Origin of the sequence: Pimelobacter simplex (assembly GCF_024662235.1) — a bacterium.
In the GTDB taxonomy this organism is placed as follows: domain Bacteria; phylum Actinomycetota; class Actinomycetes; order Propionibacteriales; family Nocardioidaceae; genus Nocardioides.
On record NZ_CP096276.1, the window covers coordinates 1061632 to 1081960 of the forward strand.

Sequence of the window (20329 nt, forward strand, 5' to 3'; positions counted from 1 at the left end):
CGCCGCACCGGCGTGGGTCTGGTTCGGAGCAGGGTGGGTAGTGCACTCTTCAACCATGGAGATCAACGGCGTTCCCCTCCACCCGCTCGTGGTCCACGCCGCCGTGGTGCTCACCCCGGTCGCCGGCCTCGTCGCCGTCGGGTACGCCGTCCCCTCCTGGCGCGACCGGCTCCGCTGGCCGCTGGTGGTGCTCGCGGTGCTCGCCGCCGCGGCCGTCTGGGTCGCCTACCTCTCCGGTGAGAACCTGCGCACGGACCGCTTCGGCGCCGTCACCGGCACCCTCGCCGACCGGATCGCCGACCACGAGACCTGGGCCAAGCGGCTGCGGATCGGGGCCTCGGTGTTCGCGGTGGTGGCGCTGGCCGCGGCCTGGTTCCACAGCCGTACCGGGGCGACCCGGGCGGTGCTGACGCTGCTCACCGTGGTCGCGGGGCTCGTCACGCTGGTGCTCGTCGTGCTGACCGGCGACGCCGGTGCGCAGGCGACCTGGCGCATCGACTGACGGGTCGGTTCAGTAGTCGGTTACGGACCGCGCGGCGAGCAGCCGCCGGAACGACGCGACCCGGACCGGGTCGGCCTCGCCGCGGGCGATGGCCTCGTCGAGCCCGCACTCGGGCTCCTCCTTGCCGTGGGTGCAGCCGCGGGGGCAGTCCTCGGTCATCTCGTCGAGGTCGGGGAAGGCCTCGATGAGGTGCTCGGGCTGGACGTGGGCGAGCCCGAACGAGCGGATGCCGGGGGTGTCGACGATCCAGCCGCCCTGGCCCCAGGTGGGCAGGGGGAGCAGGACGGCGGAGGTGGAGGTGTGCCGGCCGCGGCCGGTGACGGCGTTGACGTGGCCGGTCTCGCGGCGGGCGTCGGGGACCAGGGCGTTGACGAGCGTGGACTTGCCGACGCCGCTGTGGCCGACCAGCACGCTCACCTGGCCCGAGAGCCGCTCCTTGACCTCGTCGAGTCCCTGGATGGTGCGGTCGGGGCCGCGGTGGGTGACCACCCACGGCACCCCCAGCGAGCGGTACGTCGACAGCAGCACCTCGGGGTCGGCGAGGTCGGACTTGGTCAGGCAGAGCAGCGGCGCCAGCCCCGCGTCGTACGCCGCGACGAGGGCGCGGTCGATCAGCCGGGGGCGCGGCTCGGGGTCGGCGAGGGCGGTGACGACGACGAGCTGGGTGGCGTTGGCGACGAGGACGCGCTCGACGGGGTCGTCGTCGTCCGCGGTACGGCGCAGGATGGTCTGGCGCGGGGTGACCTCGACGATCCGGGCGAGGGAGCCGTCGGCGCCGGAGACGTCGCCGACCACGCGGACCCGGTCGCCGACGACGACGCCCTTGCGGCCGAGGGGGCGGGCCTTCATGGCCATCACGACCTGGTCGCCGACGAGCAGCGTGAACCGGCCGCGGTCGACGGTGACGACGACGCCGTCGACGGCGTCCTCGTGGGCGGGGCGTTCCTTGGTGCGGGGACGGGTACGCCGGCGCGGACGGTCGTAGTGCTCGACGTCGTGCTCGTCGTACCGGGGCATCAGAGGAGCCCGGACCAGAAGTCCGCGAAGTCGGGGAAGGTCTTGCTCGTGGTGGCGACGTCCTCGACCAGGACGCCGGGGACGGCGGCGCCGACGATGACGGCGGCGTGGGCCATCCGGTGGTCGGCGTAGGTGTGGAAGACGCCGCCGGTCAGCGCGGCGGGGCGGATCGTGAGGCCGTCGGGGTGCTCGTCGAGGTCGGCGCCGAGGCGGCCGAGCTCGGCGGCGAGGGCGGCGAGCCGGTCGGTCTCGTGCCCGCGGATGTGCGCGATCCCGGTGAGGTGCGAGGGGGTCTGGGCGAGCGCGCAGAGCGCCGCCACGGCGGGGGCGAGCTCACCCACGTCGTGCAGGTCGGCGTCGAGGCCCTGGAGCCCGCGCCACCCGTCGGCGGGTCCGGTGACGCGCAGGCCCTCGGCGGTCCGCTCGACGGTGCAGCCCATCCGGGCCAGCAGGTCGCGCAGCGCGTCGCCGGCCTGGGTGGTCGCCTGCGGCCAGTCGCGCACGGTGACCGAGCCGCCGGACACGGCGGCCAGGGCGAGGAAGGGGGCTGCGTTGGAGAGGTCGGGCTCGATCGCCTCGTCGTGGGCCGCGACCGGCCCCGGGGCGACCGTCCACCGGTCGGCGTCGCTGTCGTCGACCGCGACGCCGCGGTCGCGCAGCATCGCGATCGTCATCTCGATGTGGGGCAGCGAGGGGATCGGCTCGCCCTCGTGGCGTACGTCGACGCCTCCGGCGAACCGCGAGCCCGCGAGCAGCAGCGCCGAGACGAACTGCGAGGACGCCGAGGCGTCGACCACGACGGTCCCGCCGGCGACCGTGCCCGCGCCGTGCACGGTGAAGGGCAGCGCGCCGTCGGCGGAGTCGATCCGCATCCCGAGCCCACCGAGGGCGGTGAGGATCTCGCCGACCGGCCGCTTGCGCATGTGGGCGTCGCCGTCGAACGCGACCTCGCCGCGGACCAGGCCCGCCACGGGCGGGACGAACCTCATCACGGTGCCGGCCAGCCCGCAGTCGACCTCGGCCCGGTCGCCGGGCACGGAGCCGTCGAGCGGCGTCACCGCCCAGTCGTCGCCGGAGGTGTCGACGTGCGCGCCGAGCGCGGTCAGCGCCTGCGCCATGAGGAGGGTGTCGCGCGAGCGCAGCGCCCGGCGTACGACGGACGGTCCGTCGGCCAGCGCGGCCAGCACCAGGGCCCGGTTGGTCAGCGACTTGCTGCCGGGGAGGGTGACGGTCGCCGCGACCGGAGCGGTCACGGTGGGGGCGGGCCAGAGGTCGGCGTGCTGCGCGGGAGTCGTCATCTCCCGCCTGAGTCTAGTGAAGGTGCGCCTTGGCCTTGGCCTTGGCGCCGAGGAGCGCGGCCTCGCGCCGGGCGTCGTGACCGGCGTGCCGGGTGCGCCAGGCCAGGCCGGGCTTCCCGGCGGTGTCGAGCGCCGCGATGAGCAGTCCGCCGGCCAGCGCCGTGTTCTTGAGGAAGTGGGTCAGCTGCTCGCGCCGCTCGTCCTTGTCCGTGGCCTCCCAGAACCGGTGCCGGGCGGCCGTCGACAGCACGAGCGTCGCGCCCAGCACCGCGGACGAGAGGCGGGGGAGCCGTCCGGTGGCCAGCCCGAAGCCGGCGACCACCTGGATCACGCCGCTGGCCCGCACCCACAGCACCGGGTCGCGGGGGACGTTCACGCTGTCGGGCGTCGCGCCGTCGACGACGGGCAGGACCTGCTCGGTCACGGGCGCCGCCTGCTGCGCGAGCGCCGGCGCCTCCTTGAGGTCCTGCACGCCGTTGGCCAGGAAGTACGACGCCAGCAGCGGCCGGGCGATCAGTCTGCTCAGTGCCATGGCCGGTCGGTACCCGGACGCCGTCGGTGCAGACCGCTAGATTGACCGCCATGTGCGGGCGCTATGCCTCCAGCCGGAGCCCCGAGGACCTGGTCGAGGAGTTCGAGGTGCTCGACCCGCGCCTCGAGCAGGCGATCCCCCCGTCGTGGAACGTCGCCCCGACCGATCCGGTCTACGCCGTCCTGGAGCGGCTGGCCAAGGACGGCAGCGAGGAGCCCGTGCGCCAGCTGCGCGCGCTGCGCTGGGGCCTGGTGCCGTCGTGGGCCAAGGACGCGAGCATCGGCAGCCGGATGATCAACGCCCGGATGGAGACGGTCGCCGAGAAGCCCGCCTTCCGCAAGGCGTTCGCGGCCCGGCGCTGCATCCTGCCGGCCGACGGCTACTTCGAGTGGTACGAGACCCAGCAGAAGACGCCCAAGGGGAAACCCAAGAAGCAGCCGTTCTTCATCACCCCCGGCGACGGCTCGGTGCTGGGCATGGCCGGGCTCTACGAGATCTGGCGCGACCCGGCCAAGCCCGAGGACGCCGAGGACCGCTTCCGCTGGACCTGCACGGTGCTGACCACCGAGGCCACCGACGACCTCGGCCGGATCCACGACCGGATGCCGCTGATCGTGACCCGAGAGCGACGCCACGAGTGGCTCGACCCGCGCACCCCCGCCGGTGAGCTGCCCGCGCTGCTGCGCCCGGCGCAGCAGACCGGCCTGACGGCGTACCCGGTGGGGACGGCGGTGGGCAATGTCGCCAACAACGGGCCCGAGCTGGTCCAGCCCGTCCCGCTCGAGGACGCCGGGCCCGAGGACGACGACGGACAGGGGACCCTGCTGTGAGCGACGAGCGCATCGTCGCGACCGACCTGGGCGAGGGCCGGCTCGTCGTACGCCGGGCGCGCAGGCCGATCGCGACGCTCCTGGTCAGCCACGGTGCCGGCGGCGGCATCGAGGCCCGTGACCTCGTCGCCCTCGCCGCCCAGCTGCCCGGCCAGGGGATCACCGTCGCCCGGTTCGAGCAGCCGTGGCGTCGCGCGGGCCGCAAGGTCGCCACCCCGCCGCCGACCCTGGACGTCGGTCTTCGGGCCGCCGCGGCCGCGCTGCGGGTCCGCACCCCGCTGGTCGTCGGCGGTCGCTCCGCCGGAGCCCGCTCCGCCTGCCGGACCGCCGTCGAGCTCGGCGCCGCCGGCTGCCTGGCGATCTCGTTCCCGCTGCACCCGCCGGGCAAGCCCGAGCGCTCCCGGCTCGACGAGCTGGCCGGCGCGGGCGTGCCGACGCTGGTGGTCCAGGGGGAGCGCGACCCGATGGGCCGGCCCGAGGAGTTCCCCGACCCGCTGCCCGGGCGCACCGACCTGGCCGTCGTCCCGGGTGCCGACCACGGGCTCGCCGTGCCCAAGAAGGGGCCGGTCAGCGAGGACGAGGCGATGGGCATCGTCGTCGAGTCGGCCCTGGAGTGGATCGTGCGCGAGGTCGTGGGGAATGAGGGCACCCCCTGAGGCGTTCTGCCTCCATGATCGCGACGCTGGAGCGCCCCACGACGGGAAGCACCGTAGGCTGGGACGCGATGACCGAGACTTCCGATCTTTCGTCCCTCGACACCGACCTCGACGCCACCCCTGAGGGTGCCGACGAGGAGGTCGACGTCGCCACGGAGACCCCCGAGGCGCGCGCGGCCCGGTTCGAGCGCGACGCGCTGCCGTTCCTCGACCAGCTCTACGGCGCCGCGATGCGGATGACCCGCAACCCCGCGGACGCCGAGGACCTGGTCCAGGAGACCTTCGCGAAGGCCTTCTCGGCGTTCCACCAGTTCCGGCCGGGCACCAACCTCAAGGCGTGGCTCTACCGGATCCTGACGAACACCTTCATCAACAACTACCGCAAGAAGCAGCGCCAGCCCCAGCAGGCGCTCGCCGGCGACACCGGCGACGTCGAGGACTGGCAGCTCGCCCGTGCGGAGTCGCACACCTCCACCGGCCTCAAGTCGGCGGAGATGGAGGCGCTCGAGCACCTTCCCGACAGCCAGGTGAAGGACGCCCTGCAGCGCCTGCCCGAGGAGTTCCGGCTGGCGGTCTACCTCGCCGACGTCGAGGGCTTCGCGTACAAGGAGATCGCCGAGATCATGGACACGCCGATCGGGACCGTCATGTCCCGCCTGCACCGCGGCCGTCGTCAGCTGCGCGACATGCTGTCCGACTACGTCCGCACGGGCGGCGACGCCCCCCTCGACGGAGGTCTGTGATGTCCGAGCACCTCGACCACGTGCACGTGAGCGACGACCCCAGCAACGCCGAGTGCGCCGACTTCCTCGAGCGCATCGTGCGGCTGATCGACAACGAGCTCGAGGCCGGTGACTGCGCGGTCGTCCGCGCCCACATCGACTCCTGCAGCCCCTGTCTGGAGCGCTACGACCTCCAGCGCACGGTCAAGGCGGTCGTGGCGCGCTCCTGCGGCGAGACCGCGCCGGCCGAGCTGCGCGAGCGGGTGCGGATCCAGATCCAGCAGATCCAGGTCCGGATCACCGACTCCTGAGCCTCCGGGGGCTCGTGAGGCCCCTCGCCGGGTCTCGTTCTCGGATCTGGTCACGCCGCTGACCCCGGTCCGTGTCCTCCGGGACCGCACCGGGTTGTGCTGGTGCGGCCCGCGCGCGGCCGCACGGGCACCTCGGCCCCGCGGCGCCGGGTACGACACCGGAAGCGGGCCTTGCGGAAGTGACAGCGGTCGATGCGAACCCGGCACCGGCACGCCTCCGGCCCGCCCCTGCTGACCCGGTCGCGCTCGCCACGGCGCTGCGCACCGCCCTGCTGGCGGCGCCGCTGCCCCTCGCGCTGCCGGGCACCTGGGACCTGCGCGGACGGCGTACCCAGCTCCTGGAGCAGCTCGACGACTACCTGCTGCCGCGGCTCAGCGCGCCGGAGCGGCCCATCCTGGTCGTCGTCGGCGGCCCGACCGGGGTCGGCAAGTCGACGCTGGTCAACACCCTCGTCGGCGAGGTGGTCTCGCAGTCGAGCATGATCCGCCCGACCACCCGCTCGCCGGTGCTGGTCCACCACCCCGACGACGCGCGCTGGTTCGGGCGCGACGGCGTGCTGCCGGCCTTCGAGCGGGTCGGCGTACCGACCCACGACCCGGGCTCGGTCCAGCTCGTCGCGACCCCGGCGGTCCCGCCCGGGGTGGCCCTGCTCGACGCTCCCGACTTCGACTCCATCGACCTCACCAACCGGGCCCTGGCGACCCGGCTGCTGGCGGCGGCGGACATGTGGCTCTTCGTCACCTCCGCGGCCCGGTACGCCGACCAGCTGCCCTGGGAGCAGCTCGACATCGCGCGCGACCGCGGCACCCCGCTCCTGGTGGTGATGAACCGGATCCCGGCCGAGGACCTGGCGACCGTGTCGGCCGACCTCACCGCCCAGCTCGACCAGCGGGGGATCGGCCGCGGCAAGCTGGTCTTCGTCCAGCACGGCCCGGTCGAGCAGGGGCTGCTGCGCTCGCCCCAGGTCGGCGAGATCCGGGGTGCGCTCGACGAGCTCTCGGGCTCCCCGGCGACCCGCCGCTCGATCGCCCGGCAGTGCGTGGCGGGCGCGGTGGTCCAGGCCGCGGCGGTGGCGGCCGAGGTGGCCGACGCCGCCGAGCGCCAGGTGGCCGCGATCGGCGCGCTGCTCGGGGCCGTCGACGACGCCTACGCGACCGCGCGGACCGGGCTGCTGACGGCGCTGACCGACGGCACGGTGCTGCGCGGGGACCTCCGCTCGCAGTGGAGCGACCTGGTCGGTACCGACGACGCGCTGCCGATGGCCGAGATGGTCCGCCGGGTGCGCGAGCGCCTGCTCGCGACGCCGGCCGAGCACCAGGAGGCCCGGCTGGTCCGGCTCGAGCTCGCCCTCGACCTGGCCCTGGAGGGACTCGTCGTCGACCACGCCGAGCGCGCCGCGGGCGAGGCGGCCCGCCGGCTGCGGGCCACCGGTCACGGCGACGCCCTGCTCACCTGGAGCGACGAGGACCTCACCCGGCCCGGACGGCGCCTGGCGGCGCGCTCGTACCGACATCGCGACCTGGCGCCGCGGCCTCGGGGCCGGCGACCCGGCCGCCCGCGGCATCGCGGCCGCGCTCGCGGTGTGCGCCGTCGCGGCGCCGGGCGCGGACCAGGGGAGCGGCCCGGTCGCGGCCGCCCGGTCGGGGATCCGGACGACGGTGGCCGACCTGCTCGCCGGTGAGCGCGACCGCTACCTGGCGCCCGTGCGGAGCTGGCGACTGACCCCCGACGCGCCGGGGCGGCTGCGGGCCGCGGGGCACGGGGTGGTCCGGGTCGGCCGAGACGGCTGAGACGGCTGAGGGAGACGCAGCACCATGAGGGAGGGAGTGGGGATGGGAAGCGGAGGACTGGGAGCAGCATTCCGGGAGGCACCGGCCGCGGGAGGTGTGCCGGAGCGACCCGGGGCGCGCGACGGCGCCCTGCGCCGGAGGGTCGACGGGCTCGAACGGGCGGTCGCCGAGGCGCGCGGCCACCTCGACGACGTCCTGCTGGACGACGTCGCGGCGGTCGCGGAGCGCTCGGCGGGCCGGCTGCGGCTGTCGTCGGCGCACACCGTCGTCGCGATCGCGGGCGCCACCGGGTCGGGCAAGTCGACGACCTTCAACGCCCTGGCCGGGGCGGAGCTCTCGACGGCGGGGGCCCAGCGGCCGACCACGTCGGTCGCGACCGCGCTGGTGTGGAGCGACGAGGAGCCCGGGGACGGCGAGGGCGAGGGTGACGACGTCACCGCGCTGCTCGACTGGCTCGGCGTCCCGGCGGCCGGCCGGTTCCACCGCCCGTCCCTGGCGACGAGCACGCCGCGGGCCGCGCTGCCCGAGGGGCTGGTGCTGCTCGACCTGCCCGACCACGACTCGATCCGCACGGCACACCACGACGAGGCCGAGCGCGTCGTCGCGCTCGCCGACGCGCTGATCTGGGTGGTCGACCCCCAGAAGTACGCCGACGCCGCGATCCACCAGCGCTTCCTGCGGCCCCTGGCCGGGCACCGCGACGTGACGATGGTGGTGCTCAACCACCTCGACACGGTGCCCGAGGAGAACCGCCCCGACCTGCTGCGCGACCTGCGCAAGGTGCTGGTCGCCGACGGGATGCGCGACCCGCGGATCCTCGGCGTCAGCGCCCGCCACGGGACGGGCATCGAGGAGCTGCGCGCCGCGATCCGGCGCCGGGTCGAGGACCACCGCGACGCCGAGCGGCGCGCGCTGGCCGACCTGGCGGCCGCGACCGACCGGCTGCGGGCCGCCGCGGGCGAGGCGCCCGGCGCCGTCCCCGACGTGTGGGTGGCCGACCTCGAGCGCCGGGTCGCCCAGGCCAGCGGCACCCGCCGGCGCGGTCCGGTCGACCGCTCGGCGGTCAACGCCGCGGTGCGCGCGCTCGCCGACGAGGCGACCCGCGACCTGACCGACGCCTGGGGCGCACCCGTCCGGGCGGCCGCGACCGCCCACCTGGACCGCACCGCCGACCGGCTCGACGCCGAGCTCGCCGCGCTCCCCGCCCCGGTGGCACCGCGCCCGGCCGGACCCTGGGCCGGTGCCCGGCTCGCGGGACTGGCCGCGGCGGGCCTCGGGCTGCTGCTGCTCGCCGGCTCGCTCAGCGGCCTGCTCGGGCTGCCGGCCGGGGTCGGCATCGGCATCGGCCTGCTCGCGGTGGGCCTCGCGCTCGCCGGCGGTGCCCACCGGGTGGTGACCGCGGCGTCGGCTCGGGCCGGCCTGCCCACGGCGGGCGACGACGACGAGAGCGGCCGGGTGATCGCGCGGGTGCTGCGCGCCCAGGTGCTCGATCCGGTGCGCGCCGAGCTGTCGTCGTACGGCCGGTTCCGGGCAGGTCTGGACACGGCTGCCGCGTCGCGGACCGGCCGGTGATCCGGTGCCGTCCGGCGACATATCAGGTATGAGAACGCCGCGGCCGGTTTCCGTGACAGCCGGTCACGCTTCGCGTTCTGTTGACGAGCGGACTCGGGACCTGCTCGCCCCACCCATCGAGAGGGAGCCACGCGCCGATCGCGCCGGTGCTCCCGCGCCCGAAAGTCGACACCCCACGATGACGTCCCGGTCCTCCGAAGCACTGGCCGCGCCCGGTCCCCGGCGCGCGGCAGACCGGCCGAGCCACCCTTCCTCGGCCACCGTGATCCCGCTGCGCGCACCCCGTGCGCAGACCGCCGAGCCCACCGACGCCGAGCTGCTGGAGCGCTGCCGGCGCCGCGACGGCGAGGCGTGGAACCTCCTGGTCGCCCGCTACGAGCGCCTGGTCTACTCCGTCGCCCGCCGCAACGGCCTCTCCGAGGAGGACGCCGCCGACGTCACCCAGGGCACGTTCGTCGCCCTGCTCGACGCGCTCGGCCGGATCCGCGACGAGGAGCGGCTCGCGTCCTGGCTGATGACGGTCACCCGGCGCCAGTCCTGGCGGGTGCGCAACCTCAGCCGGCGCGACATCCAGCTCGACGAGGCGCCCGAGGCGGTCGACGACTCCTCGGAGGACTGGGCTGCCGTCCTGGCCCTGCACGACGCGCTCGCCGAGCTCGGCGGCACCTGCCGCAGCCTGCTCGAAGCGCTCTACCTCGACCCGGAGAGCCCCAGCTACGCTGAGATCGCGGAGCGGTTCGGCCGGTCGATCGGCGGCATCGGCCCGCTCCGCGGGCGCTGCCTGGAGAAGCTGCGCGCGATCCTCACGGAGGGCGAGGCATGGTGACCCGGCGCCCGACGTTCACCGAGATCGTCGACTGGATCGAGGGCCGGCTGCCCGACGAGCGCGCCGACCAGGTCGCCGCCGAGGTCGCCGCCGACGAGGACTCCGCCGGTGCCGCCGCGTGGATGACGCAGTTCCTCGCCGACGCCCGCCGGCTGCCCCTGGAGACCCCGCCGCCCGAGCTGAGCGCGCGCCTGCGCGGGCTCTTCGACGATGCCGCGAACCTGCCGCCCGAGGTGCGCTGGGCCACCGCGCACCTGCTCTACGACACCCGCGAGGCGATGACCGGCACCCGGTCGGCCGACCTGCTCGACCACACCCACCTGGCGTTCGAGACCGAGCACGGGCGGTTCGTCGTCGAGGTACGACGGGCGGGGGCCGGCGAGGTCGACCTGCACGGGCTGCTGCTCCTCGACGAGGGCGCCGCCGCGGCCGACGTCACGCTGCTCGAGGACGGCACCGTCCGGCGCCGGGCCCGGACCACGGCCGACGGCCGGTTCGAGCTGCTCCAGGTGCCGCAGAGCGTGGACGAGCTGCGCATCGCGGTGCGCGACGCGCGGGTCAGCGCCCCGCTCGACCTCACCCGAGCCTGAGCGACGGTCATGGTCACCGAGGTCGTCGAGCCTCGCGAGCATGCGCTCGCGCGGCTGATCGACGAGGCGGAGGAGCTGCGGCACCGCGACGTCGAGCGCTGCGTCGCGCTCCTGGACGAGGCCGCGGCCCGTGCCGACGGGCCGCACGACCACGAGCACCGGGCCCGGCTCGAGGGCGTCCGCGGCGAGCTCTGCCTGCTGCGCGGCGACCTGCTCGGCGCGATCACCGGCTACCAGCGCTCCCGGATGGCCTGGCTCGCGGCCGGGCGCTCGCTCGAGGCGCGCGGGGCGATGCTCGGCCGGACCGCGACGATGCTCGCCGCGGGGGAGTACGCCGACGTGGTGCTCGTCGTCCAGCGGATCCTCACCGGCATCGAGCAGGGCAGCACCGTCGACGAGGAGCTCGCCACCCGGCTCCACCTCACCGCCCACCGCCAGCTCGGCAGCGCGCACGCGGCGCGCGGCGACCTGGCCGCCGCGGTGCGCCACTTCGACCTGTCCGACGACCTCGCCCGCCGGCTCGGCGACCGCTTCGAGGTGGCCCGGATCGCGCTGCAACGCGGCCAGGTGCTCGTCGCCGACGGGCTCGTGCACCGGGCCATCGAGCTGCTCTGCGACGCGCGCCGCGAGGCGCTGGAGCAGGGGGCGACCCGGCTCGCGGCCGCGGCCGTCGTACCGATCGCGGAGGCGCTGGCCGCAGCCGGCAGCCCGATCGCGGCGATCGAGCTGCTGGAGCGGGTGGGCCCGCTGCTCGCCGAGCTCGGCGCCGGCCTGGCCGAGCGGGACCGGGCACTGGCCGAGGCGCTGCTCAGCGTGGGCCGGGCCGAGGAGGCCTACGACCGGGGCCGCGCGGCCCGCGACGCCTTCTGGGACACCGGGCGGATCGCCGCCTGCGCCCGCGCCGAGCTCGTCTGCGCCGTCGCCGCGCAGCGGGTCGGCCGGGCCGACCTCGCGCACCACGCGCTCACCGCCGCCGAGCAGCTGGCGAGCGAGTGCGGCGACGTCGTGGTCCGGGACGAGGCCCGGATCCTGCTCGCCCGGAGCGCCGCGCCGCGGAGCGCGGCGGTGCTCCAGCTCGTCGGCCTGCTCCAGGACGACACGGCGACCGACACGTCCCGGGTCCGCGCGGCCATCCTGCTGGCCCGCGCGACCCGGGATCCGGACGAGGCCGAGGCGCGCATCGCGGCCGCCTCGGCCGAGGTGGACCGGCTCGGCCGGCCCGAGCTCCGCCTGGAGCTGCGGATGGTCCGGGCCCGGCGGCTCCAGGAGGCGGGCTGCACCAAGCAGGCCGCCGAGGAGCTGCGCGCCGCCTGCGAGATGGGCCATCTGCTCGCCCAGCGCCCACGCCTGGGCGGCGGCCACGGCGGGCTCGTCGCCGAGGCCAGCGACCAGCTCATCGACGTCCTCCTCGAGGACGGCGGCCACGCCGCGCTGATCGAGGCCTGGCAGCGGGTGCGTTCCGCGAAGGCCTCGGCGTTCGCCACCCTGCGCGGGCACGCCCAGGGCTGGCAGGTCGACGAGGCCGCCGGCTCGGCCACCGACATCGACAGCCTCATCGAGAGCGCCCGGCACCGGGTGGCCGTGGGCCGCACCGCGCCGCTGCCGGACCCGGCCCCCGTGCCCGAGGGACCGGCCCTCGAGCTGTGGGTGAGCGGTCCCGACGTGATCGCGTTCGTGGTCCGCGAGGGCCAGGTCCACGTACGCCGGCTCCCCGGCGCCGGGCGCGAGACCGCCCGGCTGGTGGCTGCCTGGCAGCAGGAGTGCCACCTCGTCTCGGCGGTCGGCGCGACCTCGGCCTCGTCGCCGTCGCTCGACGCGCTGTACGGGCAGCTCGTGCTCCCGCTCGAGGACCTCCTCGCCGACATCGGCGCCGAGCCGGTGCCCGTCGCCGGGCACCGGCACCTGCTGGGCATCCCGTTCGACGCGCTCCTCGACGTCGGCGGCCCCTGGCGCCGGCAGCTGACCCACACCCACGAGTCCGACCACGGGTCCGACCACGGGGCCGGCCACGAGTCCGGCACCGAGCCCGCGGAGCGGCCGTGGGCCGGACCGGACGGCGTCCGGGTGCTCGTGCTCGCGGTGCCCGACGACGAGGCACCGGCGATCGCGACCGAGGCGGAGATGATCGCGGCCACGCTGGTCCGCTCGGAGATCCGGGTCGGTGCGGCCGCCACGGCGCGGGCCCTGGCCGGACGGCTGGCCGCGGTCGACCTCGTGCACGTGGCGGCGCACGGCCGCTTCCACCCGGGCAACCCGCTCTTCTCCGCGCTGCGGCTGGGCGACGGCTGGCTCACCGCCGGTGAGCTGGTCGACGGCCGGTTCGACATGCGCGGGCGCGTCGTCGTCCTCAGCGCCTGCGGGTCGGGGCGCGCCGCGCACCACCTGCAGCGCCCGATCGGCCTGGCCTGGGCCTGCCTCAGCGCCGGCGCCGCGGGCGTGGTGGCGTCGCTGTGGCCGGTCGACGACGAGGTCACGGTCACCTTGATGGCCCGCTTCTACGAGCGGATCGCGGCCGGCGACACGCCGCGCACGGCACTCGGCGTGGCCCGCCAGGCCGTGGCGCGGACCCATCCGCACCCCTACTACTGGGCGGCGTTCCGCTACTTCACGCCCGCGTCCTGAGCCGGCCGGAAAAAACTTCGGATCCGGTGGATCAACCGGGCTCCGCCCCCGCACCAGTGCTGTGTGACGCAGCCTGACAGCGACTCGAACCCGGCCCCGGACTGGCCCGCCTTTCTCCCGCACCGGGAGATCGACCGCCTCCTGGAGCGGCTCGAGCACGCCGCCGTGGTCGACCCGGCCGAAGCGGCCCGGCTGCTGCGCCTGGTCACCAAGGAGGTCCAGCGGCTGCGCTCGATGGCGCTGCGGCTGACCACCGAGAAGCTCGCCGAGGCCGATCGCGAGGCGCGCGGCATCGTCACCGAGGCCCTCGGCCACGCCGACTCCCTGCGCCACGCCGGGCTGACCGTGCTCAACGCGCGTCTCGACGAGGCGGACCGGTTGATGGCGACCGTGCGCGAGGCCTACCGGGTCGAGCTGCGGGCCGCGGGACTCGGCGCGACCGGCAGGGCCGAACCGTGAGTGCGCTCCCCGAGCCCGGACCGGTCCTCGCCGAGCGGCCCGCGGCCGTCGTCGAGGTGCTGCCGCACGGCCGGCTGCGCCGGGTGCTCGAGTGCACCGTCGCCGCGAGCGCCCTGCTGGTGCTGGCCCCGGTACTGGTGCTCGTCGCCCTGCTCGTGCTCACGACCAGCCGCGGGCCGGTGCTCTTCCGCCAGGAGCGGGTGGGCCACGGCGGACGCCGGTTCGTCGTCCTCAAGTTCCGCACGATGCGCCGGGACGCCGCCCGGACGGCCGAGGCGCTCTTCGCCGTGGCCAACGACGGCTCCGGCCCCCTGGACAAGCTGCGCCGCGACCCGCGGGTCACCCCGGTCGGGAGCTGGCTGCGGCGCTCGTCGCTCGACGAGCTGCCCCAGCTGTGGAACGTCCTCAACGGGACCATGGCGCTCGTCGGCCCACGGCCGACCACCCCGCGCGAGGTCGCCCGGTTCGCCCGGCGCGAGCACCGGCGCTGCGCCGTACGGCCCGGGGTCACCGGGCTCGCCCAGGTCAGCGGCCGCAGCGACCTGGCGTGGGACGACGCCGTCGACCTGGACCTGCACTACATCGACCACCGCTCGCTCGCGCTGGACCTGCGGATCCTGCTCCGCACGCTCCCAGCGGTGCTCCGCGCGCGCGGCGCCTACTGACCCACCAACCGAGGAGACCCACGATGTTCAACCGACCTCGCCCCGGCGATCGCGCCGCGCAGGAGGCTGCCGCGGCGTTCGACGACGTCCTGGCGGAGCTCCAGGGTGGTGCGGACGCGCCCGAGGCGACCCCGTCCTCGGGGCCGCCCACCTCGCCGCCGCCCAGCTCGCCGCCGCCGTCCGCGCCTCCGGCCGAGGCCCCGGCACCGGCGCCGGCACCGCTGTCGGTCACCGAGCACGCCGCGACCCTGCGGGCGACCCGGGACGCGCAGCAGCAGGCCCAGGAGATGCTCACGATGGCCGCCCAGGCGCGCAACGACGCGACCGAGCAGGCCGAGCAGATCGTGGTCGAGGCCCGCGACGTCGCCGACCGGGTCCGCGCGGAGGCGGACGCCGAGGCCGAGCGCACCCGCCGCGAGGCGATCGACTGGGTCAAGGCCCAGCGCGCCCGGGTCGAGGTCGCCACGGACACCCTGACCAAGGAGGCCGAGCGGGACGCGGAGAACATCCGCACCGAGGCCATGCGCGCCGCGATGGCCGAGGCCGAGCAGACCGCGCGTCTCTACGTCGGCGAGGCGGCCGCCCGCGGCGCCCGCGACGCCGAGGAGATCCGGGGCCGGGCCCGCGAGGTGCTCCACCAGGCCGCCGACCTCGGCGCCGGCGTGCAGACCTCGATGACCGAGGTCGCGCACGCGCTCGACCTCGCCATGGCCGCGGTCAAGGACCAGCTCCGGGCCATCGACGCCCTGCTCGAGGAGACCCGGCGCAACCCGCCGGTCCCGGACGTCGCGGCCGCCGCGGCCGCGGGGGACGCCGAGCCCGAGGCCGAGGCCGAGACCGAGCCGGGGACCGAGGGCGACGAGCCCACGGTGGACGTCGAGGCTGCCGAGCCCGAGCCCGCGACCGAGGCAGCCGAGACCGAGACCGAGGCCGGCCGCAGTGGCCGCCAGCTCGGCGCGATGTTCCGCGGCGCGTCCGACGAGGACTGATCGATCATGCGCGTCGTCCACCTCGTCGAGTCCCTGGGGGGAGGAGTGCTCAGCTCCGTCCTCACCATGGTCGACGCGACCCCGGACATCGAGCACCACCTGGTGACCTGGCCGCGCCGCGACCACGCGGACACCGGCGACGAGCGACGCCCGTTCCACACCACCGGCGCGCTGCCGCGGGGTCCGCTCGCGGCGGCCCGGGCGCTGCGCGCCGAGGTGGGCGAGCTGGCGCCGGACGTGCTCCACGCGCACTCGTCGTACGCCGGGATGCTGGCGCGGGGCGGCGAGCTGGACGTCGACGTGATCTACAGCCCCCACTGCTTCGCCTTCGAGCGGCGCGATATCAGCGCCGTGCACCGGGCCGGCATCCGGCACATCGAGCGCGCCCTCGTACGACGCACCGCCGTCCTCGTCGCCTGCTCGCCCCACGAGGCCGTGCTGGCCCGCAACCTCGGCCACCGCCGCGTGGTGACGGTGCCCAACCGGGCGCTCAACCCGCCCGACGTCCGGGCCCGCTTCGCCACCCCGCTCCGGGTCGTGACCGCCGGCCGGATCAGCTCCCAGAAGGACTGGCGCCACCTGCTGGCGGCCAAGCGCTCCTTCGACGACGCCGGCGTCCGGCCGGCCCAGTGGGAGTGGCTCGGCGGCGGCGACCCCGGTGCCGAGGCGGCCCTGCGCGAGGGCGGCATCGCCGTGTCCGGGTGGCTCTCGCGCGACGAGGTGGTGCGCCGCCTGGCCGCCGCCCAGGTCTACGTGCACACGGCCGCCTGGGAGGGCGCGCCGGTGAGCATCATCGAGGCCGCCACGGTGGGCCTCCCGATCGTCGCCCGGCGGATCCCGACGCTGGAGAGCCTCGGCGTCCCCGGTCTCGCCGCCACGCCGGAGGACCTCGCGCTCCGCGTGGCCGGCCTGCTCGACCCGGGCCAGTGGTCGGCCGAGCAGGTGAGCTCGCTGGCCTTCGCCGCCGACCACTCCGCGTCGGCGCAGCGTCGCCGGCTCGGCACCGCGTACCAGCACACCCCCGCAGCAGCACTGATCCTCAGTTAGGACCGACCACCATGCCCACGACATCCCTGGACCCGATCGAGCACGCCGACGCGCGCTCCCTGACGGTGCGCGGCGGCCTGCGCGCCGCCGGCGCGTTGCTGTGGCGCCGCAAGTGGGTGGTGCTGCTCGTGTTCGCCCTCGTCGCCAATGTCGTCGCCGCCGGCCTCGTGCTCGCCCAGCGCGAGTACACCGCGACCGCCCGGATCGCGGTCACGCCCAAGGCCGAGCTGGCGCCGTCGGCGGTCAGCTACACCGACCTGCTCGGCACCATCGCGGACGTCGCCTCCTCGCGCCCGCTCCTCGACGAGGTGTCCGGCGACGTCGCGGGACGCTCGTCGGCCCGGCTGGCCGACGAGGTGCGCGGCGAGGTCGTCGAGGGCACGGTGATCGTGCAGGTCTCCGTGCGCGACGCCGACCCCAAGAAGGCCGCCGAGATCGCCAACCTGGTCGCCGAGGCGCTGCCGGCCCACGACCCGAGCAACGGGTCCTTCGACTACAAGGTGACCGAGTCGGCGGTCGCCCCCGACACGTTCAGCTCACCCAACATCCCGCTGACCAGCCTGGCCGGCCTGGTCCTGGCGCTGCTGCTCGCCGCGGCCGCCGCGGTCGCGGCGGACCGGATGTTCCGCACCGTCACCGACCCCGACGAGATGGGCGAGGTCTCCGAGACCGCCGTGCTCGGCGTGATCCCCAAGCCGGCCGACCCGGCCGGGGTGCCCGCGCTCGAGCTCGACGCCGAGGAGTTCCAGGCGATCCGCGCGCTGCGCATCGCCGTGGAGTTCGCGAGTGCCGAGGACCCGAGCCGACTGCTCGTCGTCGCCTCCGCCAGCGGCTCGGACCCGTGGGCGGGCTGGACCGAGATCAACCTGGCCACCGCGCTCGCCGAGGTCGGCCACCGCGTGCTCGTGGTCAACGCCGACCGCGACGGCGCCGTCCACCCCGCGCTGGACTCGCCCGGCGAGCCCGGCCTGTACGACGTGATGGCCGGGACCTGCACCTTCGACGAGGCCGTCATGGTCGGCCCGACCCCGCAGGTCCACGTGCTGCCGGTGGGCCACGCCCACCTCGCCGCGCCGAGCCTGCTCGAGATGCGCTTCCACGGGCTGCTCCAGGACACCGAGGACGCCTACGACGTGGTGATCGCGCACGCGCCGCCGGTGTCCGGCTCCGAGGACGCGCGGATCATGGCGATCCACGGCGCGATGCTCCTCACCGTCCCCTCGGGCCGCGTGCACCCGCGTTACGTACGCCGTGCGGCCGAGCACCTGCGCGGCATCCGGCTGCGGATCCTCGGCAGCGTCCTGCTCGGGGTCCGGCCCGCCCGCCGGCGCCGTCGTACCCGCGCGTTCTGAGAGGACCGACCATGTCCCAGCTCCGGGTCTGCGTGGTGCAGGCCGGCGGCGTCCTCGGTGGTGCGGAGCGCTGGCAGCTCCACCTCGCCGACGCCACCGACCGGCTCGACCTGACCGTGGTGGCGCTCGGGGACGGTCCGGCCGCCGCGCAGTGGACCGCCCGCGGTCACGAGGTCCGGGTGCTGCCCGCCGAGCGCTCGGCGGCCGGCATCGCCCGCTCCCAGGCGCGGCTGCTGCCGCACCTGCGCCGGATCGCGCCCGACGTCGTCGTCGCGCACGGCGTCAAGGCGGGCTTGGTCACCGCGCCGGTGGCCCGGCTGCTCGGTGTCCCGGTCGTGTGGGTGCGCCACGACGCGTCGTTCTCGGGGCGCGTCGTGGCGCTGCTCGACGCGCTCACCGACGGGCAGGTCTCGACGAGCTCCTGGCTGACCGAGGGGCGCAGCCCGGGCAACGCCCTGGTCCTGCCGCCGCCGCGGAGGGAGCTCCCGCTGGCCCGGCCCGCGGCCCGCGCCCGGCTCGGCGTGGACCTGGCCGAGGGCCGGCTGCTGCTGGGCATGGGGACCCGGCTCACCGCCTACAAGGGCGTCGAGGACGCCGTCCGCGCGCTGGCCGAGCCCGGCGCGGCCGGCTGGGAGCTCGCCGTCGCGGGCATCGCCGACCCGGCCGAGCCGGGGGAGCGGGACCGGCTCACGGCACTCGCCACGACGCTCGGTGTCGGGGCGCGGGTGCGGTTCCTGGGCGAGGTGCCCGACTTCGGCCGGATCGTGACCGCCTTCGACGCGGTCGCCGTGCTGACCCGGCCGACGCCGGCGGAGCCGTGGGTGCGCGAGGCGTTCGGGATGGCGGCGCTCGAGGCGGTCACCGGCGGCGTGCCGGTGGTCGCCGTACCGCCGGTCGACGAGGTGGCCGGTGACGGCGCCGTCGTCGTCGCGCCGGGTCGCCCCGACGCGGTGGCCGCGGCCCTCGCCCGGCTGGCCGACGACGAGGCCCGGCGTGGGCTGGGCGAGGCCGCGACCCGCCGGGCGGGCGCCTTCGCGGACGCCGCCGAGGCGGCCGGCACGTTCGTGGACTTCCTGGCCGCCCTGGCTCACCGGCCCGGCGCGGGCCGCGACCCCGAGGGTCCGCCGATCAGCATCGTCACGACCGTCCTCGACGACCGCGCCGCGCTCGGCTCGCTGCTCGGCGCGCTGCTGCCGCAGCTGGGACCGGACGACGAGCTCGTCGTCGTCGACGGCGGCTCCACCGACGGCACCGCCGAGCTGCTCGCCGACCTGGCGCTCCGCGACCCGCGCGTGCGGCTGCTCGTCGAGCCCGGCGCGGGGATCTCGCAGGGCCGCAACCTCGGCATCGCCGCCGCGACGCACGACGCGATCGCCTGCACCGACGCGGGATGCGCGCCGGTCCCCGACTGGCTGGGCGCGCTGCGCCGGGCCTTCGACCGGCACCCCGAGATCGGTCTGTGGACCGGCACCTACAGCGTCGAGGCCGACCGGGCCTGGGAGCACGCCCTCGCCGCCGTCGGCTACCCGATGATCGAGGAGCTCGCCCGGCCGACCCCGCTCGTGCGCGTCTACGGACGCTTCCTGGGCCGCAGCTTCGACCCGACCATGCCCACCGGCCGCTCGGTGGCGTTCCGCCGCGAGGCCTGGCGCGCGGCCGGGGGCTTCCCCGAGGACCTCGCGACCGGCGAGGACGTGCTGTTCGGCCGCAGCGTCGTCGCCGCGGGAGCGCGCGCCGCGATGGTGCGCGACGCCGAGGTGGTGTGGGCCCAGCGGCCGACCTTCCGGGCCAACCTGACCATGTACCGCCGCTACGGCGAGGGCAGCGGCTACTCGCTCGACCGCCGGCTGCTCAGCCGCGACCTGGCCCGCGTGGCGGCGTACGGCGTCGCGGCGGTGGTCGCCGTGCGCGGCGGGCGCCGGTCCCGGGGCTCGCCGCCGCCGGTGGTGCCGCCTACCTCTCGCTGCCGGTGGCCCGCGCGCTGCGCGGCCCGGCACCGGTGCGGACCGTGGCCCTGGTGCCCGGCGTCGCGGCGGCCCGCGACCTCGCCAAGGCGTACGGCGCGGTCTCGGCCGCGCTGCGTGGGAGGCCCACGTCGTGAGCCTGCCCACCCTGAGCCCCCTGCCCGGCTACCGCGCCGTCGTCCTCGACCGGGCGCGGCCGCTGGCCGGCGGTGCCGGCGGTGTCGGCGGGCGCCCGCTGGCGCTGGCCGTGGCGCTGGTCATCGTGGTGCTGCCCTTCGGGGACACCGCGGTGCCGGGGGCCGGCCTGAGCCTGACGTACGTCGCGATGGCCGTCCCCGCGCTCCTGGTGCTGCGCCTGCTGGTGCTCGACCGGATCGGGCTCCCGCCGTCCCTGGTCTTCCTGGGCCTGGCGCTCAGCGTCGCCGGCGGCGTCGTGTCGGCCGCGACCGGCGTGGACCCCGACCGGGCGGTGCCCAGCGTCGTGATCTCGCTGCTCACGCTCGGCTACGGCCTGGCGATCGTGGTGGCCTTCCGGCCCGGCAGTGAGGTCGACGCGATCGACCTGCTCGTCGTCGTCGGCGGCG

At 76.2% G+C, this 20329-nt stretch carries 20 protein-coding genes; 17 read left to right on the forward strand and 3 right to left on the reverse strand.

The annotated features are described in order from the left end of the window. Positions 1 to 55: 55 nt before the first annotated feature. A complete protein-coding gene (locus M0M48_RS05000; RefSeq protein WP_257750293.1) occupies positions 56 to 502 on the forward strand; it encodes a DUF2231 domain-containing protein in 447 nt (148 codons plus the stop codon). A gap of 9 nt (positions 503 to 511) precedes the next feature. Here M0M48_RS05000 and rsgA read toward each other — a convergent pair whose 3' ends face one another. The 3 genes from rsgA to M0M48_RS05015 are packed head-to-tail and all read right to left on the reverse strand — an operon-like array spanning position 512 to position 3349. Beyond that, positions 512 to 1519, reverse strand: coding sequence for a ribosome small subunit-dependent GTPase A (rsgA, locus tag M0M48_RS05005; RefSeq protein ID WP_257750294.1), 1008 nt, complete (start codon positions 1517 to 1519; stop codon positions 512 to 514). After that, positions 1519 to 2817 (reverse strand): 3-phosphoshikimate 1-carboxyvinyltransferase, encoded by a 1299-nt coding sequence (gene aroA / locus M0M48_RS05010; RefSeq protein WP_257750295.1) that lies wholly within the window; start codon positions 2815 to 2817, stop codon positions 1519 to 1521. Before aroA ends, rsgA begins: the two co-directional genes overlap by 1 nt. Before the next feature lie 13 nt (positions 2818 to 2830). After that, on the reverse strand, positions 2831 to 3349 hold the full coding sequence (locus M0M48_RS05015; RefSeq protein WP_257750296.1) for a DoxX family protein: 519 nt from the start codon (positions 3347 to 3349) through the stop codon (positions 2831 to 2833). Between the two features lie 50 nt (positions 3350 to 3399). On the opposite strand from M0M48_RS05015, the gene M0M48_RS05020 reads away from it, so the two are divergent. The 16 genes from M0M48_RS05020 (at position 3400) to M0M48_RS05095 (ending at position 20291) form a co-directional block, all read left to right on the forward strand. Beyond that, positions 3400 to 4179 carry an SOS response-associated peptidase gene (locus M0M48_RS05020; RefSeq protein ID WP_215815384.1) on the forward strand — a complete coding sequence of 260 codons (780 nt, stop codon included), beginning with the start codon at positions 3400 to 3402 and terminating at the stop codon, positions 4177 to 4179. Further along, the gene (locus M0M48_RS05025) at positions 4176 to 4835 is read left to right on the forward strand and encodes an alpha/beta hydrolase family protein (protein WP_215815383.1); all 660 of its coding nucleotides are present in this window, start codon (positions 4176 to 4178) and stop codon (positions 4833 to 4835) included. The genes M0M48_RS05020 and M0M48_RS05025 overlap by 4 nt, the downstream gene beginning before the upstream one ends. Positions 4836 to 4849: 14 nt before the next feature. Beyond that, positions 4850 to 5578, forward strand: a complete 729-nt coding sequence (locus M0M48_RS05030) for a sigma-70 family RNA polymerase sigma factor (protein WP_374583796.1) — start codon at positions 4850 to 4852, stop codon at positions 5576 to 5578. Then, the gene (gene rsrA, locus M0M48_RS05035; protein WP_215815381.1) at positions 5578 to 5868 is read left to right on the forward strand and encodes a mycothiol system anti-sigma-R factor; all 291 of its coding nucleotides are present in this window, start codon (positions 5578 to 5580) and stop codon (positions 5866 to 5868) included. Before M0M48_RS05030 ends, rsrA begins: the two co-directional genes overlap by 1 nt. A 179-nt stretch (positions 5869 to 6047) precedes the next feature. Then, a complete protein-coding gene (locus M0M48_RS05040) occupies positions 6048 to 7550 on the forward strand; it encodes a GTPase domain-containing protein (RefSeq protein WP_257759309.1) in 1503 nt (500 codons plus the stop codon). After that, the gene (locus M0M48_RS05045) at positions 7528 to 7659 is read left to right on the forward strand and encodes a hypothetical protein (protein ID WP_257759310.1); all 132 of its coding nucleotides are present in this window, start codon (positions 7528 to 7530) and stop codon (positions 7657 to 7659) included. Before M0M48_RS05040 ends, M0M48_RS05045 begins: the two co-directional genes overlap by 23 nt. Before the next feature lie 96 nt (positions 7660 to 7755). Then, entirely contained in the window at positions 7756 to 9231 is a 1476-nt protein-coding gene (locus M0M48_RS05050; protein ID WP_257750299.1) for a dynamin family protein, read from the forward strand. 262 nt (positions 9232 to 9493) lie between these two features. After that, complete coding sequence (locus tag M0M48_RS05055; protein WP_215815378.1) at positions 9494 to 10057, forward strand: RNA polymerase sigma factor; 564 nt, start codon at positions 9494 to 9496, stop codon at positions 10055 to 10057. Beyond that, on the forward strand, positions 10051 to 10647 hold the full coding sequence (locus M0M48_RS05060; protein WP_215815377.1) for a hypothetical protein: 597 nt from the start codon (positions 10051 to 10053) through the stop codon (positions 10645 to 10647). The genes M0M48_RS05055 and M0M48_RS05060 overlap by 7 nt, the downstream gene beginning before the upstream one ends. A 9-nt stretch (positions 10648 to 10656) precedes the next feature. Then, positions 10657 to 13269, forward strand: a complete 2613-nt coding sequence (locus tag M0M48_RS05065) for a CHAT domain-containing protein (protein WP_257750300.1) — start codon at positions 10657 to 10659, stop codon at positions 13267 to 13269. A 63-nt stretch (positions 13270 to 13332) separates the two neighbouring features. Beyond that, positions 13333 to 13728 (forward strand): hypothetical protein, encoded by a 396-nt coding sequence (locus M0M48_RS05070; RefSeq protein WP_257750301.1) that lies wholly within the window; start codon positions 13333 to 13335, stop codon positions 13726 to 13728. After that, positions 13725 to 14393 carry a sugar transferase gene (locus tag M0M48_RS05075; RefSeq protein WP_257750302.1) on the forward strand — a complete coding sequence of 223 codons (669 nt, stop codon included), beginning with the start codon at positions 13725 to 13727 and terminating at the stop codon, positions 14391 to 14393. The genes M0M48_RS05070 and M0M48_RS05075 overlap by 4 nt, the downstream gene beginning before the upstream one ends. 23 nt (positions 14394 to 14416) lie before the next feature. After that, complete coding sequence (locus tag M0M48_RS05080) at positions 14417 to 15382, forward strand: hypothetical protein (RefSeq protein WP_257750303.1); 966 nt, start codon at positions 14417 to 14419, stop codon at positions 15380 to 15382. A 6-nt stretch (positions 15383 to 15388) separates the two neighbouring features. Beyond that, positions 15389 to 16429, forward strand: a complete 1041-nt coding sequence (locus tag M0M48_RS05085; RefSeq protein ID WP_257750304.1) for a glycosyltransferase family 4 protein — start codon at positions 15389 to 15391, stop codon at positions 16427 to 16429. Positions 16430 to 16440: 11 nt separating this feature from the next. Next, positions 16441 to 17781 carry a polysaccharide biosynthesis tyrosine autokinase gene (locus M0M48_RS05090; protein ID WP_215815371.1) on the forward strand — a complete coding sequence of 447 codons (1341 nt, stop codon included), beginning with the start codon at positions 16441 to 16443 and terminating at the stop codon, positions 17779 to 17781. Positions 17782 to 17792: 11 nt separating this feature from the next. Then, entirely contained in the window at positions 17793 to 20291 is a 2499-nt protein-coding gene (locus M0M48_RS05095; RefSeq protein ID WP_257759311.1) for a glycosyltransferase, read from the forward strand. The last annotated feature ends 38 nt before the right edge of the window (positions 20292 to 20329 follow it).